The organism is Mycobacterium sp. 852002-51152_SCH6134967 (assembly GCF_001667105.1).
In the GTDB taxonomy this organism is placed as follows: domain Bacteria; phylum Actinomycetota; class Actinomycetes; order Mycobacteriales; family Mycobacteriaceae; genus Mycobacterium; species Mycobacterium neumannii_A.
Genome location: NZ_LZIK01000021.1, coordinates 43,476 through 66,604, shown reverse-complemented (window position 1 = coordinate 66,604; position 23,129 = coordinate 43,476). Strand labels below are relative to the sequence as shown.

Below are 23,129 nucleotides of genomic sequence, written 5' to 3'. Positions count from 1 at the left end.
CGAGCCGCCGCGACCTGGGCGATGATCTGCACATGACCACCACGCTCGACGTCTCGGCGTTGCCGCTGGTGCCGAAGAACCCGCTGCCGATCTGGCGGTTGGTCCGACTTCTCCGCAGGCTCGACACCGGCCAGGACGTCATCCGCGACGCCGGCGGACCGATCACGCGCATACAGGTCGCGCCGAAGTGGCTGTATCAACCGATCGTCGCCGTCATGTCGCCCGCCGGTATGCGCGACATACTCGGGCGCCCCGATGGCTCGTCTGAGCGATGCATCTACCACGACGAAGTCCGCAACATGGCAGGCGACAGCCTGTTCGTGCTGCCCAACGAGCTGTGGCGGCCGCGCAAACGGGCTCTGCAGCCGGTGTTCACCAAGCAGAACGTCCGCAATTTCGGCGGCTACATGTCCGCGGCCGCCCAGGCATTCGTCGACCGCTGGCCCGATGGCGGTGAGCTCGACCTCGACGTCGAGTGCCGCCGCGTCGCGATGCAGTCGTTGGGACATTCGGTCCTGGGTGTCGACCTCAACGAGCGCGCCGACACGATCGCCCGCTGCATGCACGTCGCGTCCTCCTACACCGCCGACCGCGCACTGCGGCCGGTGCGGGCGCCGCGCTGGCTGCCCACGCCTGCTCGGCGCCGGGCGCGCCGCGCGGTCGCCGAGATGAGGGAGATCACCGACGAGATGGTGCGCGCATGTCGCGACGACCCGACGCGCGACGCCCCGCTCGTGCGGGCGCTGATGGCGGCCAGGGATCCCGAGACCGGGATGCCGCTCTCAGACGACGACATCTCCAACGACCTGCTGATCTTCATGCTTGCCGGGCACGACACGACCTCGACTGCGCTCACCTTCTCGCTGTGGGCGCTGGGGCGTCATCCCGACATCCAGGACCGCGTCGCCGCGGAGGCCGCAGCCATCGGCGAGCGGGAGCTGACCCCCGACGACGTGCCCCGGCTGACGTACACCGTGCAGGTCTTGCACGAGGCGATCCGGCTGTGCCCACCGGCGGCCGGGGTGGCCCGGCTGGCCACCCGCGACATCGCGGTCGATGGTTATCGCGTCGAAGCAGGCACCCTCGTGGCGCTCGGGCTCTACGGACTGCATCACGATCCAGCCCTCTGGCCCGACCCGATGGTCTTCGATCCCGAGCGGTTCAGCCCCGAGAACACCGCGAACCGCGAGCGCTGGCAGTTCCTGCCGTTCCTCGCCGGCGGGCGCCCGTGCATCGGCGAACACTTCGCACGGCTGGAGACGACACTGGCGCTGGCCACGATCGTGCGGGCCGCCCGGATCGAATCGCTGGACAGCACATTCGAGTGCGACGTGCCGTTCACCAGCATCGCCAAGGGCCCGATCCGGGCCCGCCTGTCACCGCGCGATTAAACCCGCGTCAGCAAGACGGCCTGGTCGAACGGCAGCAGCCCGAACAGGGGCCGCATCCACCCGGTGACCGACGGCGCCGCCTCGGCTTTCGTCACCACCCGGGGGTCACGGACGCCGAACGTCCGGCCATACCTTCTCATCCGCCCACCGCCCGCTGCGGTGATGTTCTTCAACCAGTCCCGGTCCGGGCCGTAGGTGAGCAGAACGGCCACCCCGTCAGCGGTCGGGAACACCGTCAGCGGGGTCCGGTACGGCCTACCCGATTTGCGCCCGGTGTGCTCGAGGATGCCCATCGACGGAGCCCACCCCGCCCACAACCGCTGGATCGGATTGGTGACCCGGCGGTTGAACCGGGCGAGCCACTGCGGAAGCTGCATGGCCCCCATCCAAGTCGGAAGCCGCCCGCGCCTCAAGCGCGCGCCCACTACACCCTGTAGTTGACGGTTTGCACCCGGCTGGGACACTGGTGGCCATGCGTGCTGACCAGATCACCACCGAGGTGTCGGCGCGGTTGTTCGCCGAGGCGTCGGCCGTCATCCCGGGCGGGGTGAACTCACCCGTGCGGGCGTTCACCTCGGTCGGCGGCACCCCTCGGTTCATCACCTCGGCCAACGGTTACTGGCTGACCGACGCCGACGGCAACCGCTACGTCGACCTGGTCTGCTCGTGGGGCCCGATGATCCTCGGCCATGCGCATCCGGACGTGGTCGCCGCGGTGCAGCGGGTCGTGACCGACGGCCTGTCCTTTGGTGCGCCGACCCCCTCGGAGTCGGAATTGGCCGCCGAGATCATCGGCCGGGTCGCGCCGGTCGAGCGGCTGCGGCTGGTGAACTCCGGCACCGAGTCCACGATGAGTGCGATCCGGCTGGCGCGCGGCTACACCGGTCGGGCCAAGATCGTGAAGTTCTCCGGCTGCTACCACGGCCACAGCGACGCGCTGCTCGCCGACGCCGGCTCCGGTGTCGCCACGCTTGGGCTGCCGTCCTCGCCGGGTGTGACGGGCGCCGCCGCAGCCGACACGATCGTGCTGCCCTACAACAACGTGGCCGCCGTCGACGAGGTCTTCGCTCGGTTCGGCGACGAGATCGCCTGCGTGATCACCGAAGCCAGTCCGGGCAACATGGGCACGGTGGCCCCGCAGGACGGTTTCAACGCCGCGCTGCGCCGCATCACGGCCGACCACGGCGCCCTGCTGATCGTCGACGAGGTGATGACCGGCTTCCGGGTCAGCCGGTCCGGTTGGTACGGCCTCGATCCCGTCGACGCGGACCTGCTCACCTTCGGCAAGGTGATGAGTGGCGGGCTGCCCGCGGCGGCGTTCGGCGGCCGCGCCGAGGTGATGGAGCGGCTGGCCCCGCTGGGGCCGGTGTATCAGGCCGGCACCTTGTCCGGGAACCCCGTCGCGATGGCGGCCGGTCTGGCGACACTGCGCGCAGCCGACGACTCGGTGTACGCCACACTCGACGCCAACGCTGAGCGCCTCACGGCGCTGCTCGAGCAGGAGTTGACCGAAGCCGGTGTGGCGCATACGGTTTCGCGGGCCGGAAACATGTTCAGCGTGTTCTTCACCGACCAGCCCGTCACCGACTTCGCCTCGGCGCGGGCCTCGGAGACGTGGCGGTTCCCAGCCTTCTTCCATGCGCTGCTGGACGCCGGTGTGTATGCGCCGCCGAGTGCTTTCGAGACGTGGTTCGTGTCAACGGCTTTGGATGACGAGGCATTCGACCGAATCGCCGCCGCGCTGCCCGGCGCGGCGCGCGCCGCCGCCGAGGCGGTCAAACCGGCATGACCGACAAGCCGTCCGGGGCCGCCGAGGCCGTGAAGACAGTGGTGCACGTCATGCGCCACGGTGAAGTGCACAACCCCGACAAGATCCTCTACGGTCGACTTCCCGACTACCACCTCTCCGCGAGGGGTCGAGCGCAGGCCCAGGCCGTGGCGGACTGGCTCGCGATGCGCGACGTCGTGTACGTGGTCGCCTCACCGCTGGAGCGGGCGCAGGAGACCGCGGCCCCGATCGCGGCGGGTCTGGGACTGTCCGTCGACACCGATGACGAGCTCATCGAATCGCTGAACATCTTCCAGGGACAACGGGTATCGCCGGGCGACGGCGCGCTGCGCGACCCGCGCAACTGGTGGCACCTGCGCAACCCGCGCATCCCGTCGTGGGGGGAGCCGTACCACGAGATCGCCGAGCGGATGACCGCTGCCGTGCATCGTGCCCGGGCCAAGGCGGCCGGCCACGAGGCGGTGTGCGTCAGCCATCAACTGCCTGTGGAAACGCTGCGCCGGTCGATGACCGGTCAACCGCTGCACCACTTCCCGACCCGGCGGCTTTGCAACCTGGCGTCGGTGACGTCGTTCTACTTCCACGGGGACACCTACGTCGGCTGGGGTTACGCGGAGTTGGCCGGGCAGTGAGTCGGTGGGTGGTGCTCAGCCGTCGGCTCTTCGCGCAGGCGGTCATCGCAGCCTGCGCGGGATGTGTCGCGCTGGCGGGCTGCTCCACCGGTGACGACGCCGTCGCGCAGGGCGGCACCTTCGAGTTCGTCGCCCCCGGCGGCCAGACCGACATCTTCTACGACCCCCCGCAGGATCGCGGCCGCCCCGGCCCGCTTCGCGGTCCCGATCTGATGGACCCCGACAAGACCATCTCCCTCGACGATTTCGCGGGCAAGGTGGTGGTGCTCAACGTGTGGGGCCAGTGGTGTGGTCCGTGCCGAACCGAGATCACCGAGCTGCAACAGGTTTACGACGCCACCAAGGACCTGGGCGTGCAATTCCTCGGCATCGATGTCCGGGACAACAACCGAATCGCGGCGCGCGACTTCATCGTCGACCGCGATATCACGTTCCCGTCGATCTATGACCCGCCGATGCGGACCATGATCGCGTTCGGGGGCCGCTATCCCACGACGGTGATCCCCTCGACGGTCGTCCTGGATCGCGAGCACCGCGTCGCCGCGGTCTTCCTGCGTGAGCTGCTGGCCGAAGACCTCCAGCCGGTGGTGGAACGCCTTGCGCGCGAGAAGGACGGGACCGCCGAGCCTGAGAAGGCCGGCACATGAGTCTCGACCAGGTGGACCAGCTGATCGCCGGTGGTCCGGTTCTGTTGGCTCTCCTGGTCAGCGCGCTCGCCGGGCTGGTGTCGTTCGCGTCGCCGTGCGTGGTGCCGCTGGTGCCCGGTTACCTCTCGTACCTGGCCGCGGTTGTCGACGTCGAGGACGCTGCTGCCCCCGGGCAAACCCCCGTATTGGTTCGCCGGGACCGACGTTCTGGCGGAAATACGGGGGAAGAACCCGCCAAAACGTCGGTTTCGGCGAGAACCACCCGGCTGCGGGTCGCCGGCGCGGCCGCATTGTTCGTCGCCGGTTTCACGGTGGTGTTCGTACTCGGCACGGTTGCCGTGCTCGGGATGACGACGTCCTTGATCACCAACCAGCTTCTCCTGCAACGTATCGGCGGTGTGGTCACGATCGTGATGGGGCTGGCCTTCGTCGGATTCATCCCCGCGTTACAGCGGGAGGCCCGCTTCACGCCGCGGCAGATCTCCACGCTGGGTGGCGCCCCGTTGCTCGGCGCGGTCTTCGCCCTGGGCTGGACACCGTGCCTCGGCCCTACCCTGACCGGCGTGATCGCGGTCGCCTCGGCCACCGACGGCGCCAACGTCGCCCGCGGCGTCGCGCTCGTCATCGCCTACTGCCTCGGCCTGGGAATCCCGTTCGTGCTGTTGGCGTTCGGCTCGGCGCGGGCAGTGCAGGGTCTGGCGTGGTTGCGCAGAAACACCCGCACGATCCAGATCTTCGGCGGTGTGCTGCTGATCCTGGTCGGCGTCGCGCTGGTGACGGGGCTGTGGGGAGACTTCGTGTCCTGGGTGCGGGACGCCTTCGTCAGTGATGTGACGCTACCGATATGACGAAAGTGTTTGCGCTGGTACGTAACACCTGGCGGACCCTGACGTCGATGGGCACCGCGCTGGTGTTGCTGTTCCTACTGGCCCTCGCCGCGATCCCGGGCGCCCTGCTGCCGCAGCGCAGCCTCAACGAGTCCAAGGTCGACCAGTACATCGCCGAGCACCCGACCATCGGGCCGTGGCTCGACCGGCTGCAGGCGTTCGACGTGTTCTCCAGCTTCTGGTTCACCGCAATCTATGTGCTGCTGTTCATCTCGCTGGTGGGTTGCCTCACCCCACGGCTGATCGAACACTTCCGCAGTATGCGGGCCAACCCCGTTCCCGCTCCGCGCAACCTGGGGCGGCTGCCCAAACACCACACCGCCGAGGTGTCCGGTGAGGCGGATGACCTGGCGGCCAGGGTGAACGAGCGGCTGCGCGGATGGCGCAAGGTCCCCCGTGAAGACGACGGAACCGTCGAAATCTCCGCGGAGAAGGGCTATCTGCGCGAGTTCGGCAACATCGTGTTTCACTTCTCGCTGCTCGGCCTTCTCGTGGCGGTGGCGGCGGGGAAGCTGTTCGGCTACGAGGGCAACGTCATCGTCATCGCCGACGGCGGCCCGGGGTTCTGCTCGGCCTCACCGGCGGCGTTCGACTCGTTCCGCGCCGGAAACACCGTCGACGGCACCTCGTTGTACCCGATCTGTCTGCGGGTCAACGACTTCGACGCCGACTATCTGCCGACGGGACAGGCCACGTCGTTCGCCGCCGACATCGAGTACCAGGCGGGCACCGACCTGGAGTCGGGCACCTGGCGGCCCTACCACCTGAAGGTCAACCACCCGCTGCGGGTCGGCGGTGACCGGGTCTACCTGCAGGGCCACGGTTACGCCCCCACCTTCACCGTGACCTACCCCGACGGGCAGACGCGCACGCAGACACTGCAGTGGCGCCCCGACGACCAGATCACCTTCCTGTCGTCGGGCGCCATGCGGTTCGACCCGCCCGCGGGCACCTATCCGGACGCCGACGAACGTCGCAAGAACCAGCTCGCGATCCAGGGCCTGTTCGCCCCCACCGAACAGCTGCACGGCACGCTGCTGTCCTCGAGCTTCCCGGCGCTCAACGACCCCGCCGTCGCGATCGACGTCTACCGCGGCGACACCGGCCTGGACAGCGGACGCCCGCAGTCGCTGTTCACCCTCGACGCCCGCCTGATCGAGCAGGGCCGGTTGACCAAGAAGGCGCGGGTCAACCTCGGCGCGGGCGAATCGACGCGGCTCGACGACGGCACCGTGGTGCGCTTCGACGGCGCCGTCCCGTTCATCAACGTCCAGGTCTCTCACGATCCGGCGCAGGTATGGGTGCTGGTGTTCGCGATGACCATGATGGCGGGGCTGTTGGTGTCGCTGGTGGTGCGCCGGCGCAGGATCTGGATTCGGATCAGCCCCGCCGGGCCGGGTACCGTAACCGTCGAGCTGGGCGGGCTGGCGCGCACCGACAACTCCGGGTGGGGCGAGGAGTTCGAGCGGTTGACGCAGCGCCTCCTTCCCGACGCGAGGCCGGCGCACGCCGCAGGAGAGAAGGTCACATGAACCCCGAGCAGATCGACGTCGGTTTGGCCCGCTACTCGGACTGGGCGTTCACCTCATCGGTGCTGGTCCTGGTCGGTGCGCTGCTGCTGCTCGCGATCGAGTTGGCCTACAGCCGCAGCCGCAAGGCCGATGCCCGGGAGCTCGTGGGAGCGGCGGCGACATCGGGGCGGGGAGCCGCGTCAGCCGGTGGGGTGGGCGCCGACAGCACCGCACCGGGCGTCGTCACCGACACCCGCCGCCGCCCGCTCGACGAACGGATCGGCGGTGCGGGTCTCGCGCTGACCTACCTCGGCATCGGCCTGCTGCTTGCCTGCATCGTGCTGCGCGGTGCGGCCACCTCGCGGGTGCCGTGGGGCAACATGTACGAGTTCATCAACCTGACCTGCTTCTGCGGGCTGGTCGCCGCCGCGGTGGTGCTGCGTCGCCGCCAGTACCGGACGCTGTGGGTGTTCGTGCTCCTTCCGGTGCTGATCCTGCTGACCGTCTCGGGCCGCTGGCTGTACACCAACGCCGCGCCGGTGATGCCCGCGTTGCAGTCGTACTGGCTGCCCATCCATGTTTCGGTGGTCAGCCTCGGGTCGGGAGTGTTCCTGGTCGCGGGCGTGGCCAGCATCCTGTTCTTGCTGAAGATGTCTCGGTTCGCCGACCCCGAGCGCCGCTCGGGCGACGGCATTCTCACCCGCGCGCTGGACAGGCTCCCCGACGCGCAGACCTTGGACCGGATCGCCTACCGCACCACGATCTTCGCGTTCCCGGTGTTCGGGTTCGGCGTCATCTTCGGCGCGATCTGGGCCGAAGAGGCATGGGGCCGTTACTGGGGCTGGGACCCCAAGGAGACCGTGTCGTTCATCGCGTGGGTCATCTACGCCGCGTACCTGCACGCCCGCTCCACGGCTGGGTGGCGCGACAAGAAGGCCGCGTGGATCAACGTCGCCGGCTTCGTCGCGATGGTGTTCAACCTCTTTTTCATCAACCTGGTCACCGTCGGCCTGCACTCCTACGCCGGCGTCGGCTGAGTCGGTACTTGGCTAAGATCGGCGACGAAATCTTGCTTAGCCTTGGGGGGTCGTCGACGTGTCTGAACAACCGGTGCACCACGCCCAGGATGGTGTCGGCAAGGACGTGGCTTCTCCCGCCATAGTGCCTGAAAACGCCTATGCGCCAGGGGGATTCCGCGCACAGAGCCGGTTCAGCGATCCCGCGGCCGATCCGCCGCCCGAAACCGCAACCACGCCGCCGCACGGCATTCCGGTCGTCTCCCCACCTCCGAATGCCGTCGAGACCGACCCGACGCCGTACCTCGACCTCTCGACGGTCGCGCTGCTCGGACAACCCAAACGCGCGCCTGCCGAGGGCTGGCGCAGGTGGGTGTATTACGCATCATTTCGGTTGATCAACCTCGGTGACGGGCCGAAGGCGCGACGCCGACAGGCCCTCACCGCCGAGATTCAGCGCCCGTTGCGCGGGTGCCACCGCATCGCGGTGCTGTCGCTGAAGGGCGGGGTCGGCAAGACGACGATCACCGCGACGCTGGGCGCGACTCTGGCGTCGCTTCGCGGCGACCGCGTCATCGCCGTCGACGCGAACCCCGACCGCGGCACCCTGGGCGAGAAGGTGCCGCTGGAGAGCCCGGCCACGGTGCGGCACCTCCTGCGCGACGCACAGGGCATCAATTCCTACAGCGACGTGCGCGCCTACACCTCACAGGGCCCGAGCCGGCTGGAGGTGCTCGCCTCCGAAAGCGACCCCGCGGTGTCGGAGGCGTTCAGCTCCGACGACTACAGCCGCACCCTCGAGGTGCTTGAGCGCTTCTACAGCCTGGTGCTCACCGACTGCGGCACGGGGCTGATGCACTCGGCCATGGCGGCGGTGCTGGCCAAGGCCGACACGCTGGTGGTGATCAGTTCCGGTTCGGTCGACGGGGCCCGCAGCGCGTCGGCGACGCTGGACTGGCTGGACGCCCACGGGCATCAGGACATGGTGCGCAACTCGATCGCGGTGATCAACGCGGTGCGCCCACGCTCAGGCAAGGTCGACATGAACAAGGTCGTCGACCACTTCAGCCGACGGTGCCGGGCCGTGGTCGAGGTGCCGTTCGATCCGCACCTCGAGGAAGGCGCCGAGATCAGCCTCGACCGGCTCAAGCCGGAAACAAGGGCCGCGTTGCTGGAGCTCGCCGCCGAAGTCGCGGCCGGATTCCGCGGCGCCCGACGCTAGACCGCGCGGTCACGGTCTCGGGTTGTCCTCCTGGCCGAGCCGACGCAGGAATTCAGGATCGTCGTCCGGCCCGATCACCCGGGTGCGCGGACGGCTCGAAGACACTCGGGTCAGCCGCCAGCCGACATACGCCAGCGTGCACACCACGAGAATCAGGAGCAGATACGCCACGAGAACAAAACCTCCTTGGTTCGAATATACGCGCCATCGGTAGGCTCGGTTCGTGTCCGACGGTCGCCAGGGAACTCGCCTCGTGGTGGACGTGCTGGCCTATGTGCTGGCACGGCTTCTGCTCGTCGCGGCGGTCGCGGCAGCGATTCTCGGCGCCGGACATCTGCTCGGACTGCGCGAATTCCCGCTCATCGTCGCGTTGCTCTTCGCCTTGGTGATCGCACTGCCGCTGGGCATCTGGCTGTTCGCCCCCCTTCGTCGCCGCGCCACCGAGAGCATCGCCGCCTTCGACGAACGCAGGCGCCGCGACCGGGAGCAACTCCAGGCCAGGCTGCGGGGCGAAGACCCCAGCCCCGAGGATGATCGCCACCGCGGTGCGTGAGGCGTTCGGGGCCGACCGCGTCGGATCCACCTCTACGACGACGAGAACGACCTCGATCGATTGCTCGACACGCTGGGCTGATGTGACGTTCCCCCAATTGCCGCCCATTTGCCCATGTCGTACTCGTCGGTAGATTGCGTTTCTCGCCCCAGGCCGGGTAAGACACCAACATGATTTCGCCTAAAGAGCTATACACACGATGGATAGACGAATTGTGGGCGGGAAATCCCGTTGCGGCTGAGCTGGTCACCGAAGGATTCGTAGGACATTGGCCGGGCCGGGAGGTCCGAGGGCCTGCCGATCTGCAGGCGGTCGTCGGGGAGACCCATCAGATGCTCAGCGACCTGAAGTTCGTGATCGAAGTCGAGCCGTTCGTCGACGGCGACATGCTGGCGGCCAGGTGGATCGGCACCGGCGCGGCCCAGGACGGACCGAAGCGGTTCACCGGTAACGACATCCTGCGCATCGAAGACGGCCGCTTCGCGGAGTACTGGACCGGAACCAGCACCGGCTAACCCGCAGCGTCCTGCAGCACCTGCTGCAGCTTGTCCAGTGGATCCCCGGAACCGGGATCCAGCCGCAACGCGTCCCGGGGTGTGTCGGCGTCGGGTGCCACCGGGGCGGGGGCCGGCGCCGCCGGTGGTGGGGGCGGCGCCAGCGCCGGCGGAGGCGGAGGCGCAGCGGTCAGACCGGCCAGCTTGGCCTGCAGCCGCGGTGCGGCGTCGTTGCGTACGGCGCGCCGCTCGGGATCGGGGTCGGTGTTGCCTTCGAAGCAGCCGTCGGGTGCGTTCTCGACGAGGTCCAGCGCGCTGAGGTACCGGTCGCGCGCCGCGTCGGGCCGGTTCTCCCACGCGTCGATGTCGCCCTGGCGTTCGCGCACGAGTTCCAGGTTGACCAGTACGGGACATGACCGATCCGGCGCGGTGCGGCTCAGCGCTTCGGAGAAGTGATTGTCGGCGTCGGCGAGGCGGTCGTCGAGGACCGCGAGAGTCCCCGCCGCGAACGGCGCCTTCGCGGGTTCGACGATGTTGAGCAGACCCATCACCGCGACGTCGCCGCGCAGTGCATCGGCGTCGCGGTCGGCGAAGTTCGACACCGCGGACTCACCCGCCACCACAGCGGAGATGAGCTTGAGCGCGATCGCCAGCGCCACGATCACGACGGGGGCCGAGAACAGCAGCAACCGGCAGCGCAGCCGCAACCGGGAAGGACGCATCAGACCACCTCGTCCCGCCGAGCCGCGCGACTGGTGCGGAACTCGCGCAGCGTGAGGTAGATCTCGAACAGCAACAGCACCGCTGCCACCATGGTGAAGAACCAGTACAAATCGGTTCGATCGGAGGCGGTGGCGCCGGCCTGCGCCGCCGACACACCGTCGACATCGGGCGCAGCCTCGGTGACCGCCTGCGCGGTGTCCCGTGCCACGAACGGCACGCCGAGTTGATCCGCGATGGCCCGCAGACGCGACGTGTCGCGGGTCGCCCCGTAACCGAACACCGCACCGCCGTCCACCGACCCGGGCACCGGATCGAACTCGCCCTGCGGGGCCTGCGACCCGGGCGCCCCGGACCCGAAGTAGAACACCAGATTCGGTGCGTCCGGGCTGCGTTGGCCCGCCGCGATCAACTGGTAACGCAGGACATTCGCGGCCGCGGCCGCGTTCACCTCGGCCCCGGCGGTGTCGGGGGCCACCGCCGCGACCACCGGCTTGAGGCTCCAGTTGTCTTCGGACAGCGGCCATTCCACCGAGGAACGCGCGGCGAACGTGATGAGTGCAAACCGTGCTTGCGGGTAGTGGGCGATGAGCGCGGCGACGTCGTCGCGGATCTCGGCGATCGCCGATTCGGCGGAGGTGTCGACGATCAGGAACACGTTGGCCGTCGTGTCGCCGTCCGAGCCGGTCGTGACCGATTGCTCGGCGTCACCGCCGACAGCCGGTCTGGCCGCGGCGATCAGCATCAGCACCACGGCGAGCGTCAGCGCCGACCACCGCCACACGGTGGTCCATCGTTGGCCGGCGCTGCGCGCCAGCTGGCGCATGGTGGTCAGCCGCAGCACGATCGCGGCGACAGCGACCGCGATCAGCAGTACCGGCGGTACGACAGGGGAGAACGTCATCGTCGTAGCACCGCCAGCGACAGGCACAGCAGCGCCGACACCGCGACCGCGATCGCCAACGGGACGGTCGGGGTGTCACCGCGGAATCCTGCGAGGGTGGCGGCCCGGTCGGCCTCGGGCGGATGCGCGCGGATCCCGTCCAGTTGACCCGTCAGGTCGGGTCCGATCGGTGCGTATCGCCCGCTCGTGGCCGATACGACGGATCGCACCGGACCCGGTGACGACACCAGCGCGTTGACCTGGATTCCGCGCTCCTGCACCAACTCGGCGACCTGCTGGTCGGTGTAGAGCGACGGGCGGGTCTCGTCAGGGGCGCGTAGTTCGCCGGGCCCCAGGTAGATGATCGAACGGCGGCGCTCACCGGGGGGCTCGTGGGAGGGGAAGCCCGCGGCGCACAGCGCGAGGACGTCGGCGACGCTCGTCGCGTAGTCCACGTATGTCACGGGCGTGGCGAACGACGCGAGGCTGTTGCGCTGGGCGGGCGTGAGCGCCGAATCGTCGGGCAGGCCGGCGAGACCGGCTGCCTCCCCGAGCCTTTCGACCGCGAACTGGTAATCGCGGGTCAGCGGGATCACCCGGCGGTTGACGGAGGTCAACCCGATCCGCTGCGTGCCGAACGCTCCAGTGCGCTGCGCGAAATAGGACAGGAACGCGCCGGTGCTGGGATCGTAGACCGGTTCGGCGACACACAACATGACGTCCTCGGGCACCTCGGACGTCTGGAGTGACCACCACAACCCGCTGGGTCGGGCGCTGGCCACCACGGCTGCGCCGAACAACAAGCCCAGCAGCGCGATCGTGACGACCATCGACACCGTTCGCGCCCGCGCCACCCGCGCGTATTCCGGCAGACGGGTGAGACGTGTGGTGTTCGCCAACGGCCGCAACTGTCGCTGCAACTGCTTGGTCGGCACGAGGACCGCGAGCGCGACAGCGCCTGCCAGACAGGCGAATCCAATGACTGCGATCGGCCACCAGGTCAGGGCCACGAGCGGATCAGCTCCTCGGTCGTCGCGCCGACCTCGTCGACCTGAACCGGTGAGGCCGCATTGAACTGCGCGTCGTCGAGTGCGGCGAGCATCGGCGCGGCGGGCGCCAGCTCACCGGATGCGATGTCGTCGAGCTGCATGTACTGGGCCCGTGTTCCGGTCGCCTGGTGCAGGAAACTGCGCAGAGTGCGGCTCATCGCGGCGCCCGCCTCGGCATCGGTGAGCTCGCCGTCGCGGTGGCCGGCCGCAATGCGTTGCACGCAGCGCGCGAAGCGACGGCGCAGCAGCCGGGCATGCAGGGATCGCACCACGGGAAGACGCCGGAGCTGCTGCGCCGGCAGCGTCCACACGAAAACACCGATGTACCAGGCGATTACCAATAGCACGATCAGCAGGCCGAGCCACAACCACCCCGACGAGTACGGCATCGGCCCACCGACGAACCGCAACAAGTCATCCGGCACGGGCGAACACCTCGGTCAGCGCGACGAGCCGGGTGCGGATCTCACCACTGCCGCCGATCCTGGTATGCGGGACGGCGCGGGCGGTCATGAACTCGTCGAGTCGCTGCGCCCGCGCCTGCTCGGCCTTGCGGTACGCCGCGACCACCCGCGGACCGAGCGTGGCGGTGTCGAGCACGAACCGGTCGGTCGACACGTCGAATCCGGCCCGGTCGTCCTTGGCGCCGATGGCGGGCATGTCGGAGACCGTCGCCCACAGCACGTCGTGGCGGGCGGTCAGCCGGGTGACGGCGTCGGTCAGCCGGTCGTCGACCTCCGGCTCATCGGAGACCACTACGACCAGCATCGGGTGGCGGTAATGCGTTGCCACGTAATCGAGTTGGCAGACGATGTCACTGCGGCCCGTCCCGAGCGACGCGTGACCGTAGTACCTGTGCAGCAGGCTTTCGATGTGGGTTTCGCCGCGGCGCTGCCGGATGTTGACGCACCCGCGGGTGTCGCCGAACACCATGCCGATCTGGTCGGACCGCCCGAGCGTGATGAGCCCGAATGCACCCAGGATGTTCACGGCCACATCGCGTTTCAACTCCCCGCTCGGGGTGAGGGCCGCCATATTGCGACCGGCGTCCGCGACGAGCAGCAGCTTGTGGTGCTTCTCGGACACGAACCGCTTGATCAGCACATGACCCGAACGCGCCGAGGCCTTCCAGTCGATGTCGCGGACGTCGTCGCCCGGTACGTAGGGCCGCAGATCGTCGAATTCCAGGCTGCGGGTGTGCAGCAACGCGTAGCGACCGCCTTCGAGCATGCCGCGGGTGTCGGTGCCGAAGTGCGTCCTCGCCGTGGTGAGGTGTCTGCCCATACCGGCCCTACGGCACTCGAACCGCTTGCAGCACAGCGTCGATGATCAGCTCGGGGGTGACGTTCGCGCTGGCGGCCTCGAAACCGAGGATGAGCCGGTGCCGCAGCACCCGATGGGCGAGCTTGGCGATGTCGCCGGGGATGACATGCCCGCGGCCGGACAGCAGGGCCAGCGCCCTGGCGGCATTGCAGAAGGCGATGGTGGCGCGAGGGCTGGCGCCGTACTCGATCAACCGGGCCAGTTGGCGCGGAAGATACTGCTCGGGTTCACGGGTGACGGTGACCAGTTGGCTGGCGTAGTGCATCAGCGCGCGGTCCATGTGGACGTGGCGCACGACCGCGCGCAGCCGGCGGATGTCGTCGAGGCCGGCGACCGGCCTGCTGCGGTGCTCTTTGTCGTAGAGCCCCGCGTCCATCCGGGACATCATCTCCACCTCTTGCTCGGGGGTGGGGTAGTGCACGACGTCCTTGAGCATGAACCGGTCGGTCTGGGCTTCCGACAGCGGATAGGTGCCCTCCTGGTCGACGGGGTTTTGCGTCGCGATCACCAGAAACGGCTCGGGAATCGGATACTCGGTGCCCGCGATCGTGGTCTGACGCTCCTCCATCGCCTCGAGCATCGCGCTCTGCGTCTTGGCGCTCGACCGGTTGATCTCGTCGAGCAGCACGATGTTGGTGTGCACCGGCCCGAGCTGGGTGACGAACGAATTGGTCGCGGACTCGTAGATCTGGGTGCCGATGATGTCGCTGGGCAGCAGGTCGGGCGTGCACTGGATGCGTCGGAACCCGCCGTCGATGGCTTCGGCGATCACGCGCGCAGCCGTCGTCTTGGCCAGCCCCGGAACGCTCTCGATGAGGATGTGACCGCCCGCGAGCAGGCCGATCAGCAACGACTCGCGCAGGTTCTCCTGGCCGACGACCTTGGCCGAGAATGCGTCAGAGACCGCGGCGACGACGCGTCGCGCTTCGGCGAGATCGCGCTGGTCGAGTTGAGTTCGTGCTGCGGTCATGGATGCCTCTCGTCTCCGGCTGCCGGATGCGGATACCCGGGCCAGGGTATTCACACACCGCTGATCGGGCGAACAGCCGCGGCGACCCGCGCGAGGGCTAGGCCAAAAAGCGTTCGACGTACGGGGCGAAGCGGGCCGCCAATTCGTTCGGGTCGAGTCCGAACATCTCCGGCGAGGTCGCCACCCGCCCGAGGCGGCCCCGCTGGTGGCCCGCGAGGTAGTCGGCCATGGCCGAGCGGGCGTCCCCGCTCATCGCCTCGTCGGCAAGCGTGTAAATCGCTGCTGCGGTGCCCATTTCGTCGGCCATGAAGTCGTCGAACCTGACGTCGATCGAGCGTTCGGCCCCAATGACGTCGCGATCGCGGATCAATGCGGCCAGCATCAGCTCGAGACGGTCGATCCAGCATGCGGCGATGTCCTCGACCGGAACCGGTGCGCAGTGCATGCGCGCGGAGTAGGTCAGCATCGCGAGCATCGACAGCACGACGGGGACCGGATCGCGGTGGGTCGTGATCACCACCACACCGGGAAAGACCCGGTCGAGCACGGGCAGCTGCTCGAGGTGCTGCGGGGATTTGAGCAGCCACCGTCTGCCCCCGCGCAGGAACTGCAACGCCTTCAACTGCAGCGCCAGGTGCTCGTAGTGGGGCGTCTGGTCATGTGAGAGGTAGTAGTCGCGCCACCGCGGCACATACGCCAACGTCTCGAACAGCATCGAGCTGAAGTCGTTGGCCAGCAGCTGGATCTCCTCGTGCACGTGGTCGGTCGTCATCTCGTGCATGAGCGCGAAGTGCGGCATCACCGCGTTCATGAACTCCACCGCGGCATCCATCCGGGTGCGCCGGGGATCCGGGTCGATACCGGCCTCTGAGGGCAACGGGAACGGTTCGTTGCTCTCGAAGTACGGAAGGGTGCGAAAGGTCGGACCCGCGGCCAGCAGGTTGTGCAGGTGGGTGGTGCCGGTGCGTGGCAGCCCGGCGATGACGACCGGCGGCGCCAGTTCGATGTCGTGGATCTCGGGATGGCTGGCCAGGAGGTCGGTGAGCAGCAGGCGGTTCTTCAGCAACTGGACCAGCTGGGCGTGGAAGTTCACCACTCCGGCGTCGCTCAGTCCCGGAATCTCCTGCAACGCAGCCAGATACACGTCGAGGCGGTCGCGGTAATCGTCGGGGCCGAAGTCGTCGAGCCCGGTCTCCGCGCTGGCCTTTGCGTGCAGGACGTCGGCGTCGAGCGGACACTCGGGCGCCATCGCCGCCATCATGTCGCGAATCGGCTGGATCTCCACGGGGAAGCGCGGCTCGGCGAGGTCGTCGAGGACGACGGGCGGCGCAGGTGAGATGTCGGTCACAGTGAGTTATGTTACTGTCGGTTTCGTAATGACGACGGAAATTGGCCGACCCCGCGACAAGCGCATCGACGACGCGGTGCTCAGCGCGACGGTCGACCTGCTCGGATCCACCGGTTACGCGGACCTCACCGTCGACGCGATCGCCCGTCGCGCGGGCACGAGCAAGCCTGCCATTTACCGCCGCTGGCCGGGAAAGGCCCATCTCGTGCACGAGGCGGTGTTTCCCCTCGGCACGGCGACCGAACTCCCCGACACCGGGTCGCTGGCCGGCGACATCCGCGAGATGCTCAGCCGCACCGTCGGCGTGCTGACCACCCCTGCCGCGCGCGCCGCACTACCGGGCCTGGTCGCGGAGATGGCCGCCGATCCCGCGCTGCACGCCGCGCTGCTGCAGCGCTTCTCGCACGTGCTCTCGCGCGGGCTGACCGAACGGCTCGACGCGGCCGCGGCCCGCGGCGAGGTACGGCCGGAGGTGTCGGCCGCCGACGTCGTCGAGGCCATGGCGGGCATGACGTTTCTGTGCCTGATCACCCGAGCAGATCGACTCGACGACGCGTGGGTGGACCGGACCGCCACTTTCATCACGAGAGGAATCAGCGCATGACGCACGAATCGACGAGCGCGTGGCGAGAACTGCTCGACACCCTCGGCGGCCTGGACCGCAGCTTCCTCGAAGGGGACCGCGCCGTCTCCGACGACCGTCACATTGCCGACGGCTACCGCATGCTGGCCACCACGCTCGGCGTCGCGTTCGACACATATCTCTTCGCCGAGCCGAGCCGGCCCGTGTGGGTCGAACTCAACACCCCGTTCCGTCGCGACCGGCGCTGGGGCGGGGACAACACCGACGCCTTCTACTTCATGTGCCCGGTCGACCCGAAGCGCCGCTACCGCATCAGCGGTAACAGGGGCGACAGCGTCTACTTTTCGGTGACCGCCTACAACGAGCCGTCCCCCGGCGCGTGGTCGGATCGGATCGTCGCGCTGGTCCGCGACGACGACCTCGAGTTTGATGCCGACGGCAACTTCTCCTTCGAATACGGCCCGACCGACGGCGGTGTGGTGCTGGTGACCCGCGACTACCAGGCCGACCCGCTGACGGGGCGCCCAGTGTCCTGGCATATCGAGGCGCTCGACGAGCCCGACCCGATCCGGCACGGCGACGCCGAGACCGCAGCGGCGCTGCGGTCCAGCGCGGCGTGGCTGCGCACGATGTTCGCGATCCTGCCGCTGGCGGTCGGTGTGCGAGTCGACGACGCCCACACGCTCGGTCACGAGATCGCCCAGGCCGCAAACGAATTCGCCGAGCCATACCAGGTGCCCGACGCGAACTTCGGGTGGTCGGCACGCGACGCGTGCTACTCCTACGGCAGCTTCGTGCTCGAAGACGACGAGGCGCTCGTCGTCACCCACCGGCCGCCGGCTTGCCGGTTCTGGAACCTCGTCGTGTGGAACCAGTTCATGGCGGGTGTGACCGACGCCAGGACGTCGATCAACGGTTACAGCGCGGTGCCCAACTCCGACGGTTCAATCACCGCCGTCATCTCCCGCGGTATGACCGCGCACCCGAATTCCATTACCACCGTGGACTATCCGCGCGGCAACCTGGCGTTCCGGTGGTTCCTCGCCGATGCGGTACCCGCCAAGCCGGAGGTGACGCTGGTGAAGGTGACCGACGCCCCGACCGACGTCACCTAGTCATCTTCAGCGCGAGCGTGCGTGTTGGCACACGACACGTCGCGAAATCCCGACATTTCACGCACGCTCACGCGGCGTGAGATCACCCGAGCGCCAGCGCAAGCGCCACAGCGACCGCCCACACCAGCATCGTCAACCCCGTGTCACGCAGAACCGGGATCAGGTCCTTACCGCCACGGCCTCGACGCACCGGTGCCGCCGCGCGCACCGCGAGCGGCAGGGCCACCAGGGCGACAGCCGCCCACGCCGTCGCAAGCATCAGCGCCAACGTCAACGCGAATGCCACCACCAGCAGCAGCTGATACAGCAGCCGGGTCCGCGCGTCGCCGAGTCGTACGGCCAGCGTGATCTTCCCCGACTCCTTGTCGGTCGGGATGTCGCGCAGGTTGTTGGCCACCAACACCGCCGACGACATGGACCCCATCGCCACCGCGATCGCGCCGCCCACCCAGTCGATCCGCAGCGCCTGGGTGTACTGGGTGCCCAGCACCGCGACCAACCCGAAGAACACGAACACCGCGACCTCGCCGAGTCCGAGGTAGCCGTACGGCTTCGACCCGCCGGTGTACAACCATGCCCCGGCGATGCACACCGCGCCGACCGCGATCAGCCACGGCGCGCTCACCGCCGCCAGCACCAGGCCCGCGATCGCCGCCACAGCCAGGCTCACCACTGCGGCGGTCAACACCGCCCGAGGCGTGGCGACCTTGGAACCGACCAGCCGCAGCGGGCCCGCGCGGACGTCGTCGGTGCCGCGGATACCGTCGGAGTAGTCGTTGGCGTAGTTGACTCCGACGATCATCGCGACGGCGACCGCGAGTGCGAGCAGCGCTTTCCACCAGCAGGCGCCCTGCAACCACGCCGCCGCACCGGTGCCCGCGATCACGGGCGCGATCGCGTTGGGCAGCGTGCGCGGCCGAGCGCCCTCGACCCATTGCGCGAATGTCGCCACGAGCGCCAGTCTCGCACGGCGCCAGGCCGTGGCAGACTGAGCGCATGGAGGACCGACTCAGCAAGGCGGAGATCCGCAAGGACGCCGTGCAGGAGATCTTCGACTCCGGCGTATCGACCGTCGGCGAGGTGGTATCGATCGTCACCACCGCGGTCAAGGACGTCGCCAATGCGATCGGCGGTTTCGCCACCGACGCGTTCGAGATCCGCGACACCGTGCGGCGCGCGTCGCAACAGCTCGACGAGACCGACGACCAACCGCCCGCGTAGTCGTGCTGGGAGTCATCGGCGGGAGCGGTTTCTACAGCTTCTTCGGGGCCGACGCCCGTAGCGTCACCGTCGAGACCCCCTACGGCGCGCCGAGCGCCCCGATCACCGTGGGCGCCGTCGGCGCGCACGAGGTGGCGTTCCTGCCGCGTCACGGCGCCGACCACGAGTTCTCCCCGCACACGGTGCCGTACCGGGCCAATATGTGGGCGCTGCGCGCCCTCGGGGTGCGACGCATCTTCGCGCCGTGCGCGGTCGGCAGCCTCACCCCCGCCCTCGGGCCTGGGGCCATGGTGGTACCCGACCAGCTCGTCGATCGCACCCGCGGACGCGCCGACACCTACTTCGACTCCGGCGGCATTCACGTCGCGTTCGCCGACCCGTATTGCCCGAGCCTGCGCGCGGCGGCCACCAATCTGCCCGGCGTCGTCGACGGGGCAACCATGGTGGTGGTGCAGGGCCCGCGGTTCTCCACCCGCGCAGAGAGTCGCTGGTTCGCCAATCAGGGCTTCACCCTGGTCAACATGACCGGCTACCCCGAGGCGGTGTTGGCCCGTGAACTCGAGATGTGCTATGCGCCAATCGCCTTGGTGACAGATCTGGATGCCGGCATCGACAGCGGTACGGCCGTGCGCACCGTCGACGTGTTCGCCGAGTTCCAACGCAACCTGGTGCCGTTCAAGAAGCTCGTACACGACGCCATCGAAAACACTGCAAACACGGCCGAGGTGAATTCCTGTACGCACTGCCTGGCGCACGAGGGTGTCCGACTGCCGTTCGAACTCCCGTGAGAGTCCTGCTGACCGGCGCCGCCGGATTCATCGGGGCCCGGATCCACGAGGCGCTACGCGACGCGGGACACGACGTGATCGCCATCGACGCGATGCTGACCGCCGCGCACGGGCCAGGGGCCGAACCACCGCCCGACTGCCGGGTGGTCGACGTCCGCGACTCGGCCGCGCTGGCACCGCTGATGACGGACGTCGACGTGGTGTGCCATCAGGCGGCCGTGGTCGGTGCGGGTGTCAACGCCGCCGACGCGCCCTCGTACGGCTCGCACAACGACTACGGGACGGCGGTGGTGCTGGCCGAGATGTTCGCGGCCGGCTGCCAACGGCTGGTGCTGGCGTCGTCGATGGTGGTCTACGGGCAAGGCCGTTACGACTGCGCCGAGCACGGACCGGTCGACCCCCATCCGCGCACGCGCGCCGACCTCGACGCCGGTGTCTTCGAGCACCGGTGCCCCCTGTGCGGCGCGATCATCCAGTGGCGACTGGTGGGCGAGGACGCGCCGCTGCGGCCCCGCAGCCTGTACGCCGCCAGCAAAACGGCGCAGGAGCACTACGCGCTCGCGTGGGCGGAGGCGGTCGGGGGCGCGGTCACCGCGCTGCGCTACCACAACGTCTACGGCCCCTACATGCCCCGCGACACCCCGTATTCCGGCGTGGCCGCGATCTTCCGCTCCGAGCTCGAATCCGGCGATGTGCCACGCGTTTTCGAGGACGGTGGGCAGATGCGTGACTTCGTGCACGTCGACGACGTGGCCGCGGCCAACGTCGCAGCCGTGGAATCTGAGCGCAAAGGATTCGAGGCGTTCAACGTGTGCTCGGGACGACCGATCTCGATCCTCGAGGTGGCCGCCGCGCTGTGCGAGACCCGCGGCGACGCGCCGCCGGTGGTCACCGGCCAGTACCGCAGCGGAGACGTCCGCCATATCGTCGCCGACCCCGCGCGCGCCGCCGAGGCGCTCGGGTTCTCCGCGGCGGTGGACCCGCTCGACGGGTTGCGCGAGTTCGCGTTCGCACCGTTGCGGACCTGATGCGCCGCACCGTCCGCGTTGTCGTTATCGTCACGCTCGTGGCGTCCGGTCTGATGGGTCTGCTGTGGTCTCAGCAGAGGCGGTTGGTCTACTTCCCGTCGCCGGGCCCCGTGCCGTCCGCCGCCACGGTGGCGCGCAACGGACAAGACGTGGTGATCGAAACAGACGACGGAATCCGTTTGGACGCATGGTATTTCCCGGTCGAGGGGGACGGGCCCGCCGTGCTGGTGCTGCCAGGCAACGGTGGAGACCGGTCGATGCGCGCGGCGCTGGCGGTGGCGCTCAACCGGATGGGCTCCTCGGCGCTGCTGGTGGACTACCGCGGTTTCGGGGGCAATCCGGGCCGCCCGTCGGAGGACGGTCTGGCCGCTGACGCGCGGGCCGCGCAGTCGTGGCTGGCCGCACAGGACGGGGTGAACGAGATCGCCTACTTCGGCGAATCCCTCGGCGCCGCAGTCGCTGTCGGCCTCTCCGTCGAACGACCGCCGAATGCGTTGATGCTGCGTTCACCGTTCACCTCGCTACCCGACGTCGGGGCGGTGCACTATCCGTGGCTGCCGGTGCGGTGGCTGCTGCTCGACCGCTATCCGTCGCTGGAGCGGATCCCGTCGGTGCGCGCGCCGCTACTGGTGATCGCGGGGGACCGCGACGGCGTCGTGCCCGAGCCGATGAGCCGACGGCTCTACGACGCGGCCAACGAGCCGAAGAGCTACGAGCTGGTGCCCGGCGCCGGGCACAACGACCTCGAGCTGCTCGCCGGCAAGCAGATGCTCGACGCGATCCGGCGGCTCCTGGCTCGGGGGTGACCCGGGGTAGCCATACTGGCCGGGTGAAACCAGCGATTTGTGAGCAGTTCGGCATCGACTTCCCGTTGTTCGCGTTCAGCCACTGCCGCGACGTGGTCGCCGCGGTGTCCAGCGCGGGCGGCTTCGGCGTGCTGGGCGGGACGGCGTACACACCCGAGCAGCTCGACCAGGAGCTGTCCTGGATCGACGACCACGTCGGCGGCAAACCGTACGGCGTCGACCTGATCGTCCCGGCCCGCTACGAGGGCAAGGGCGAGGATCTGACGATGAGCGACCTCGCGGGCCGGATCCCCGACGAATACCGCGGCTTCGTCGCCGAGCTGCTGGCCGCACACGACATCGAGGCCGAGGAGGCGCCGCGGTTCGGCAACGCCGCCCTCTCGGGCAACACGGGCAAAGACCTGCTGGACGTGGCGATGAACCACCCCATCCGGTTGATCGCCAACGCGCTGGGCGTGCCGCCCGACTACATGATCAAGGCCGGCAAGGAGAACGGCGTGCCGGTGGCCGCGCTGGTCGGCGCCAAGGAGCACGCCGTCAAGCAGGCGCAGGCCGGAGTCGACCTGATCGTCGCCCAGGGCACCGAGGCCGGCGGGCACTGCGGTGAGGTGACGACGCTGGTGCTGGTGCCCGAGGTGTTGGACGCGCTGGCGGCGATCGGCAGCGACATCCCGGTGCTCGCCGCGGGCGGGATCGTCACGGGCAGGCAGATGGCCGCGACGGTGGCGATGGGCGCGGCCGGCGCCTGGACCGGTTCGGTTTGGCTGACGACCGAAGAGGCGGAGACCGCGCCCTACACCAAGGAGAAGTTCCTGGCCGCCTCGTCGCGCGACACCGTCCGTTCGGCGGGCAGGACAGGAAAGCCTGCGCGCCAACTGGTTTCGGATTGGACCCAGGCGTGGTTGCCGAACGAAGGCGGCCAGAAGCCGCTGCCGCTTCCCCTGCAGTCGATGCTCGCCGAGCCGGTCGTGCGTCGCATCGACGTGCTGGCCGCCCAGGGACATCCCGGCGCCCAGGCGCTGGCGACGTACTTCGTCGGACAGGGTGTCGGGCTGATGAACAAGGTCAAACCGGCGCGCGAGGTGGTGCGCGAGTTCATCGAGGACTACGTCGCCGCGACCGAACGGCTGAGCAACTCGCTACCCGACTAGTG

Annotated in this window: 27 protein-coding genes; 17 read left to right on the top strand and 10 right to left on the bottom strand. The window is 68.8% G+C overall.

Features of this window, described 5'->3' with window-relative positions:
• The first annotated feature begins 32 nt into the window (after positions 1-32).
• A complete protein-coding gene (locus tag A5790_RS06925) occupies positions 33-1,391 on the top strand; it encodes a cytochrome P450 (RefSeq protein WP_066842267.1) in 1,359 nt (452 codons plus the stop codon).
• Here the strand turns inward: A5790_RS06925 and A5790_RS06920 are convergent.
• A complete protein-coding gene (locus A5790_RS06920) occupies positions 1,388-1,768 on the bottom strand; it encodes a nitroreductase family deazaflavin-dependent oxidoreductase (protein ID WP_066842172.1) in 381 nt (126 codons plus the stop codon). The two genes, A5790_RS06925 and A5790_RS06920, sit on opposite strands and share 4 nt — an antisense overlap.
• 95 nt (positions 1,769-1,863) lie before the next feature.
• Here A5790_RS06920 and hemL point away from each other — a divergent pair, with 95 nt between their 5' ends.
• The 7 genes from hemL to A5790_RS06885 all read left to right on the top strand — a co-directional run bounded on the left by hemL (position 1,864) and on the right by A5790_RS06885 (position 9,095).
• Positions 1,864-3,180 carry a glutamate-1-semialdehyde 2,1-aminomutase gene (gene hemL / locus A5790_RS06915; RefSeq protein ID WP_066842170.1) on the top strand — a complete coding sequence of 439 codons (1,317 nt, stop codon included), beginning with the start codon at positions 1,864-1,866 and terminating at the stop codon, positions 3,178-3,180.
• Positions 3,177-3,812, top strand: coding sequence for a histidine phosphatase family protein (locus A5790_RS06910; protein ID WP_066842168.1), 636 nt, complete (start codon positions 3,177-3,179; stop codon positions 3,810-3,812). Before hemL ends, A5790_RS06910 begins: the two co-directional genes overlap by 4 nt.
• A gap of 44 nt (positions 3,813-3,856) precedes the next feature.
• Positions 3,857-4,459 (top strand): TlpA disulfide reductase family protein, encoded by a 603-nt coding sequence (locus A5790_RS06905; RefSeq protein WP_094293976.1) that lies wholly within the window; start codon positions 3,857-3,859, stop codon positions 4,457-4,459.
• Entirely contained in the window at positions 4,456-5,307 is an 852-nt protein-coding gene (locus A5790_RS06900; RefSeq protein WP_066842164.1) for a cytochrome c biogenesis CcdA family protein, read from the top strand. The genes A5790_RS06905 and A5790_RS06900 overlap by 4 nt, the downstream gene beginning before the upstream one ends.
• Positions 5,304-6,878, top strand: a complete 1,575-nt coding sequence (locus A5790_RS06895; RefSeq protein ID WP_066842163.1) for a cytochrome c biogenesis protein ResB — start codon at positions 5,304-5,306, stop codon at positions 6,876-6,878. The genes A5790_RS06900 and A5790_RS06895 overlap by 4 nt, the downstream gene beginning before the upstream one ends.
• The gene (ccsB, locus tag A5790_RS06890) at positions 6,875-7,894 is read left to right on the top strand and encodes a c-type cytochrome biogenesis protein CcsB (RefSeq protein ID WP_066842162.1); all 1,020 of its coding nucleotides are present in this window, start codon (positions 6,875-6,877) and stop codon (positions 7,892-7,894) included. Before A5790_RS06895 ends, ccsB begins: the two co-directional genes overlap by 4 nt.
• A gap of 106 nt (positions 7,895-8,000) precedes the next feature.
• A complete protein-coding gene (locus A5790_RS06885) occupies positions 8,001-9,095 on the top strand; it encodes an AAA family ATPase (RefSeq protein ID WP_369829773.1) in 1,095 nt (364 codons plus the stop codon).
• Between the two features lie 9 nt (positions 9,096-9,104).
• Here the strand turns inward: A5790_RS06885 and A5790_RS25955 are convergent, their stop codons facing one another.
• Positions 9,105-9,266 carry a hypothetical protein gene (locus A5790_RS25955; RefSeq protein ID WP_094287833.1) on the bottom strand — a complete coding sequence of 54 codons (162 nt, stop codon included), beginning with the start codon at positions 9,264-9,266 and terminating at the stop codon, positions 9,105-9,107.
• 52 nt (positions 9,267-9,318) lie between these two features.
• Between A5790_RS25955 and A5790_RS06880 the strand changes: the two genes are divergently transcribed.
• Positions 9,319-9,648 carry a DUF4229 domain-containing protein gene (locus tag A5790_RS06880; protein ID WP_066842161.1) on the top strand — a complete coding sequence of 110 codons (330 nt, stop codon included), beginning with the start codon at positions 9,319-9,321 and terminating at the stop codon, positions 9,646-9,648.
• Positions 9,649-9,818: 170 nt separating this feature from the next.
• Complete coding sequence (locus A5790_RS06875; RefSeq protein WP_066842159.1) at positions 9,819-10,163, top strand: ester cyclase; 345 nt, start codon at positions 9,819-9,821, stop codon at positions 10,161-10,163.
• Here the strand turns inward: A5790_RS06875 and A5790_RS06870 are convergent.
• From A5790_RS06870 to A5790_RS06840, 7 genes are all read right to left on the bottom strand, one after another.
• Positions 10,160-10,864, bottom strand: a complete 705-nt coding sequence (locus tag A5790_RS06870) for a hypothetical protein (protein WP_066842157.1) — start codon at positions 10,862-10,864, stop codon at positions 10,160-10,162. The two genes, A5790_RS06875 and A5790_RS06870, sit on opposite strands and share 4 nt — an antisense overlap.
• Positions 10,864-11,766, bottom strand: a complete 903-nt coding sequence (locus A5790_RS06865) for a hypothetical protein (RefSeq protein WP_066842155.1) — start codon at positions 11,764-11,766, stop codon at positions 10,864-10,866. Before A5790_RS06865 ends, A5790_RS06870 begins: the two co-directional genes overlap by 1 nt.
• Entirely contained in the window at positions 11,763-12,755 is a 993-nt protein-coding gene (locus tag A5790_RS06860; protein ID WP_066842153.1) for a hypothetical protein, read from the bottom strand. The genes A5790_RS06865 and A5790_RS06860 overlap by 4 nt, the downstream gene beginning before the upstream one ends.
• Complete coding sequence (locus A5790_RS06855; RefSeq protein ID WP_066842149.1) at positions 12,746-13,219, bottom strand: hypothetical protein; 474 nt, start codon at positions 13,217-13,219, stop codon at positions 12,746-12,748. The genes A5790_RS06860 and A5790_RS06855 overlap by 10 nt, the downstream gene beginning before the upstream one ends.
• Positions 13,209-14,078, bottom strand: coding sequence for a DUF58 domain-containing protein (locus A5790_RS06850; RefSeq protein WP_066842147.1), 870 nt, complete (start codon positions 14,076-14,078; stop codon positions 13,209-13,211). Before A5790_RS06850 ends, A5790_RS06855 begins: the two co-directional genes overlap by 11 nt.
• Before the next feature lie 7 nt (positions 14,079-14,085).
• Entirely contained in the window at positions 14,086-15,087 is a 1,002-nt protein-coding gene (locus A5790_RS06845) for a MoxR family ATPase (RefSeq protein ID WP_064425323.1), read from the bottom strand.
• 97 nt (positions 15,088-15,184) lie between these two features.
• A complete protein-coding gene (locus tag A5790_RS06840; protein WP_082961618.1) occupies positions 15,185-16,348 on the bottom strand; it encodes a sulfotransferase in 1,164 nt (387 codons plus the stop codon).
• Positions 16,349-16,463: 115 nt separating this feature from the next.
• Here A5790_RS06840 and A5790_RS06835 point away from each other — a divergent pair, with 115 nt between their 5' ends.
• A complete protein-coding gene (locus A5790_RS06835; RefSeq protein WP_064419898.1) occupies positions 16,464-17,039 on the top strand; it encodes a TetR/AcrR family transcriptional regulator in 576 nt (191 codons plus the stop codon).
• Positions 17,036-18,133 carry a DUF1214 domain-containing protein gene (locus A5790_RS06830; protein WP_064427087.1) on the top strand — a complete coding sequence of 366 codons (1,098 nt, stop codon included), beginning with the start codon at positions 17,036-17,038 and terminating at the stop codon, positions 18,131-18,133. The genes A5790_RS06835 and A5790_RS06830 overlap by 4 nt, the downstream gene beginning before the upstream one ends.
• A gap of 82 nt (positions 18,134-18,215) precedes the next feature.
• Here the strand turns inward: A5790_RS06830 and A5790_RS06825 are convergent, their stop codons facing one another.
• Positions 18,216-19,085: a 1,4-dihydroxy-2-naphthoate polyprenyltransferase gene (locus A5790_RS06825; RefSeq protein ID WP_066842146.1), complete on the bottom strand. Its 870-nt coding sequence runs from the start codon at positions 19,083-19,085 to the stop codon at positions 18,216-18,218.
• A gap of 44 nt (positions 19,086-19,129) precedes the next feature.
• Here A5790_RS06825 and A5790_RS06820 point away from each other — a divergent pair, with 44 nt between their 5' ends.
• The 5 genes from A5790_RS06820 to A5790_RS06800 are packed head-to-tail and all read left to right on the top strand — an operon-like array spanning position 19,130 to position 23,127.
• Positions 19,130-19,354: a hypothetical protein gene (locus tag A5790_RS06820; RefSeq protein ID WP_066842144.1), complete on the top strand. Its 225-nt coding sequence runs from the start codon at positions 19,130-19,132 to the stop codon at positions 19,352-19,354.
• Between the two features lie 2 nt (positions 19,355-19,356).
• Positions 19,357-20,142, top strand: a complete 786-nt coding sequence (locus A5790_RS06815) for an S-methyl-5'-thioadenosine phosphorylase (RefSeq protein ID WP_066842142.1) — start codon at positions 19,357-19,359, stop codon at positions 20,140-20,142.
• A complete protein-coding gene (locus A5790_RS06810; RefSeq protein WP_066842141.1) occupies positions 20,139-21,170 on the top strand; it encodes an NAD(P)-dependent oxidoreductase in 1,032 nt (343 codons plus the stop codon). Before A5790_RS06815 ends, A5790_RS06810 begins: the two co-directional genes overlap by 4 nt.
• Positions 21,170-21,976: an alpha/beta hydrolase gene (locus A5790_RS06805; RefSeq protein WP_066842140.1), complete on the top strand. Its 807-nt coding sequence runs from the start codon at positions 21,170-21,172 to the stop codon at positions 21,974-21,976. Before A5790_RS06810 ends, A5790_RS06805 begins: the two co-directional genes overlap by 1 nt.
• A gap of 23 nt (positions 21,977-21,999) precedes the next feature.
• Positions 22,000-23,127: a nitronate monooxygenase family protein gene (locus A5790_RS06800; RefSeq protein ID WP_066842139.1), complete on the top strand. Its 1,128-nt coding sequence runs from the start codon at positions 22,000-22,002 to the stop codon at positions 23,125-23,127.
• Positions 23,128-23,129 lie beyond the last annotated feature (2 nt).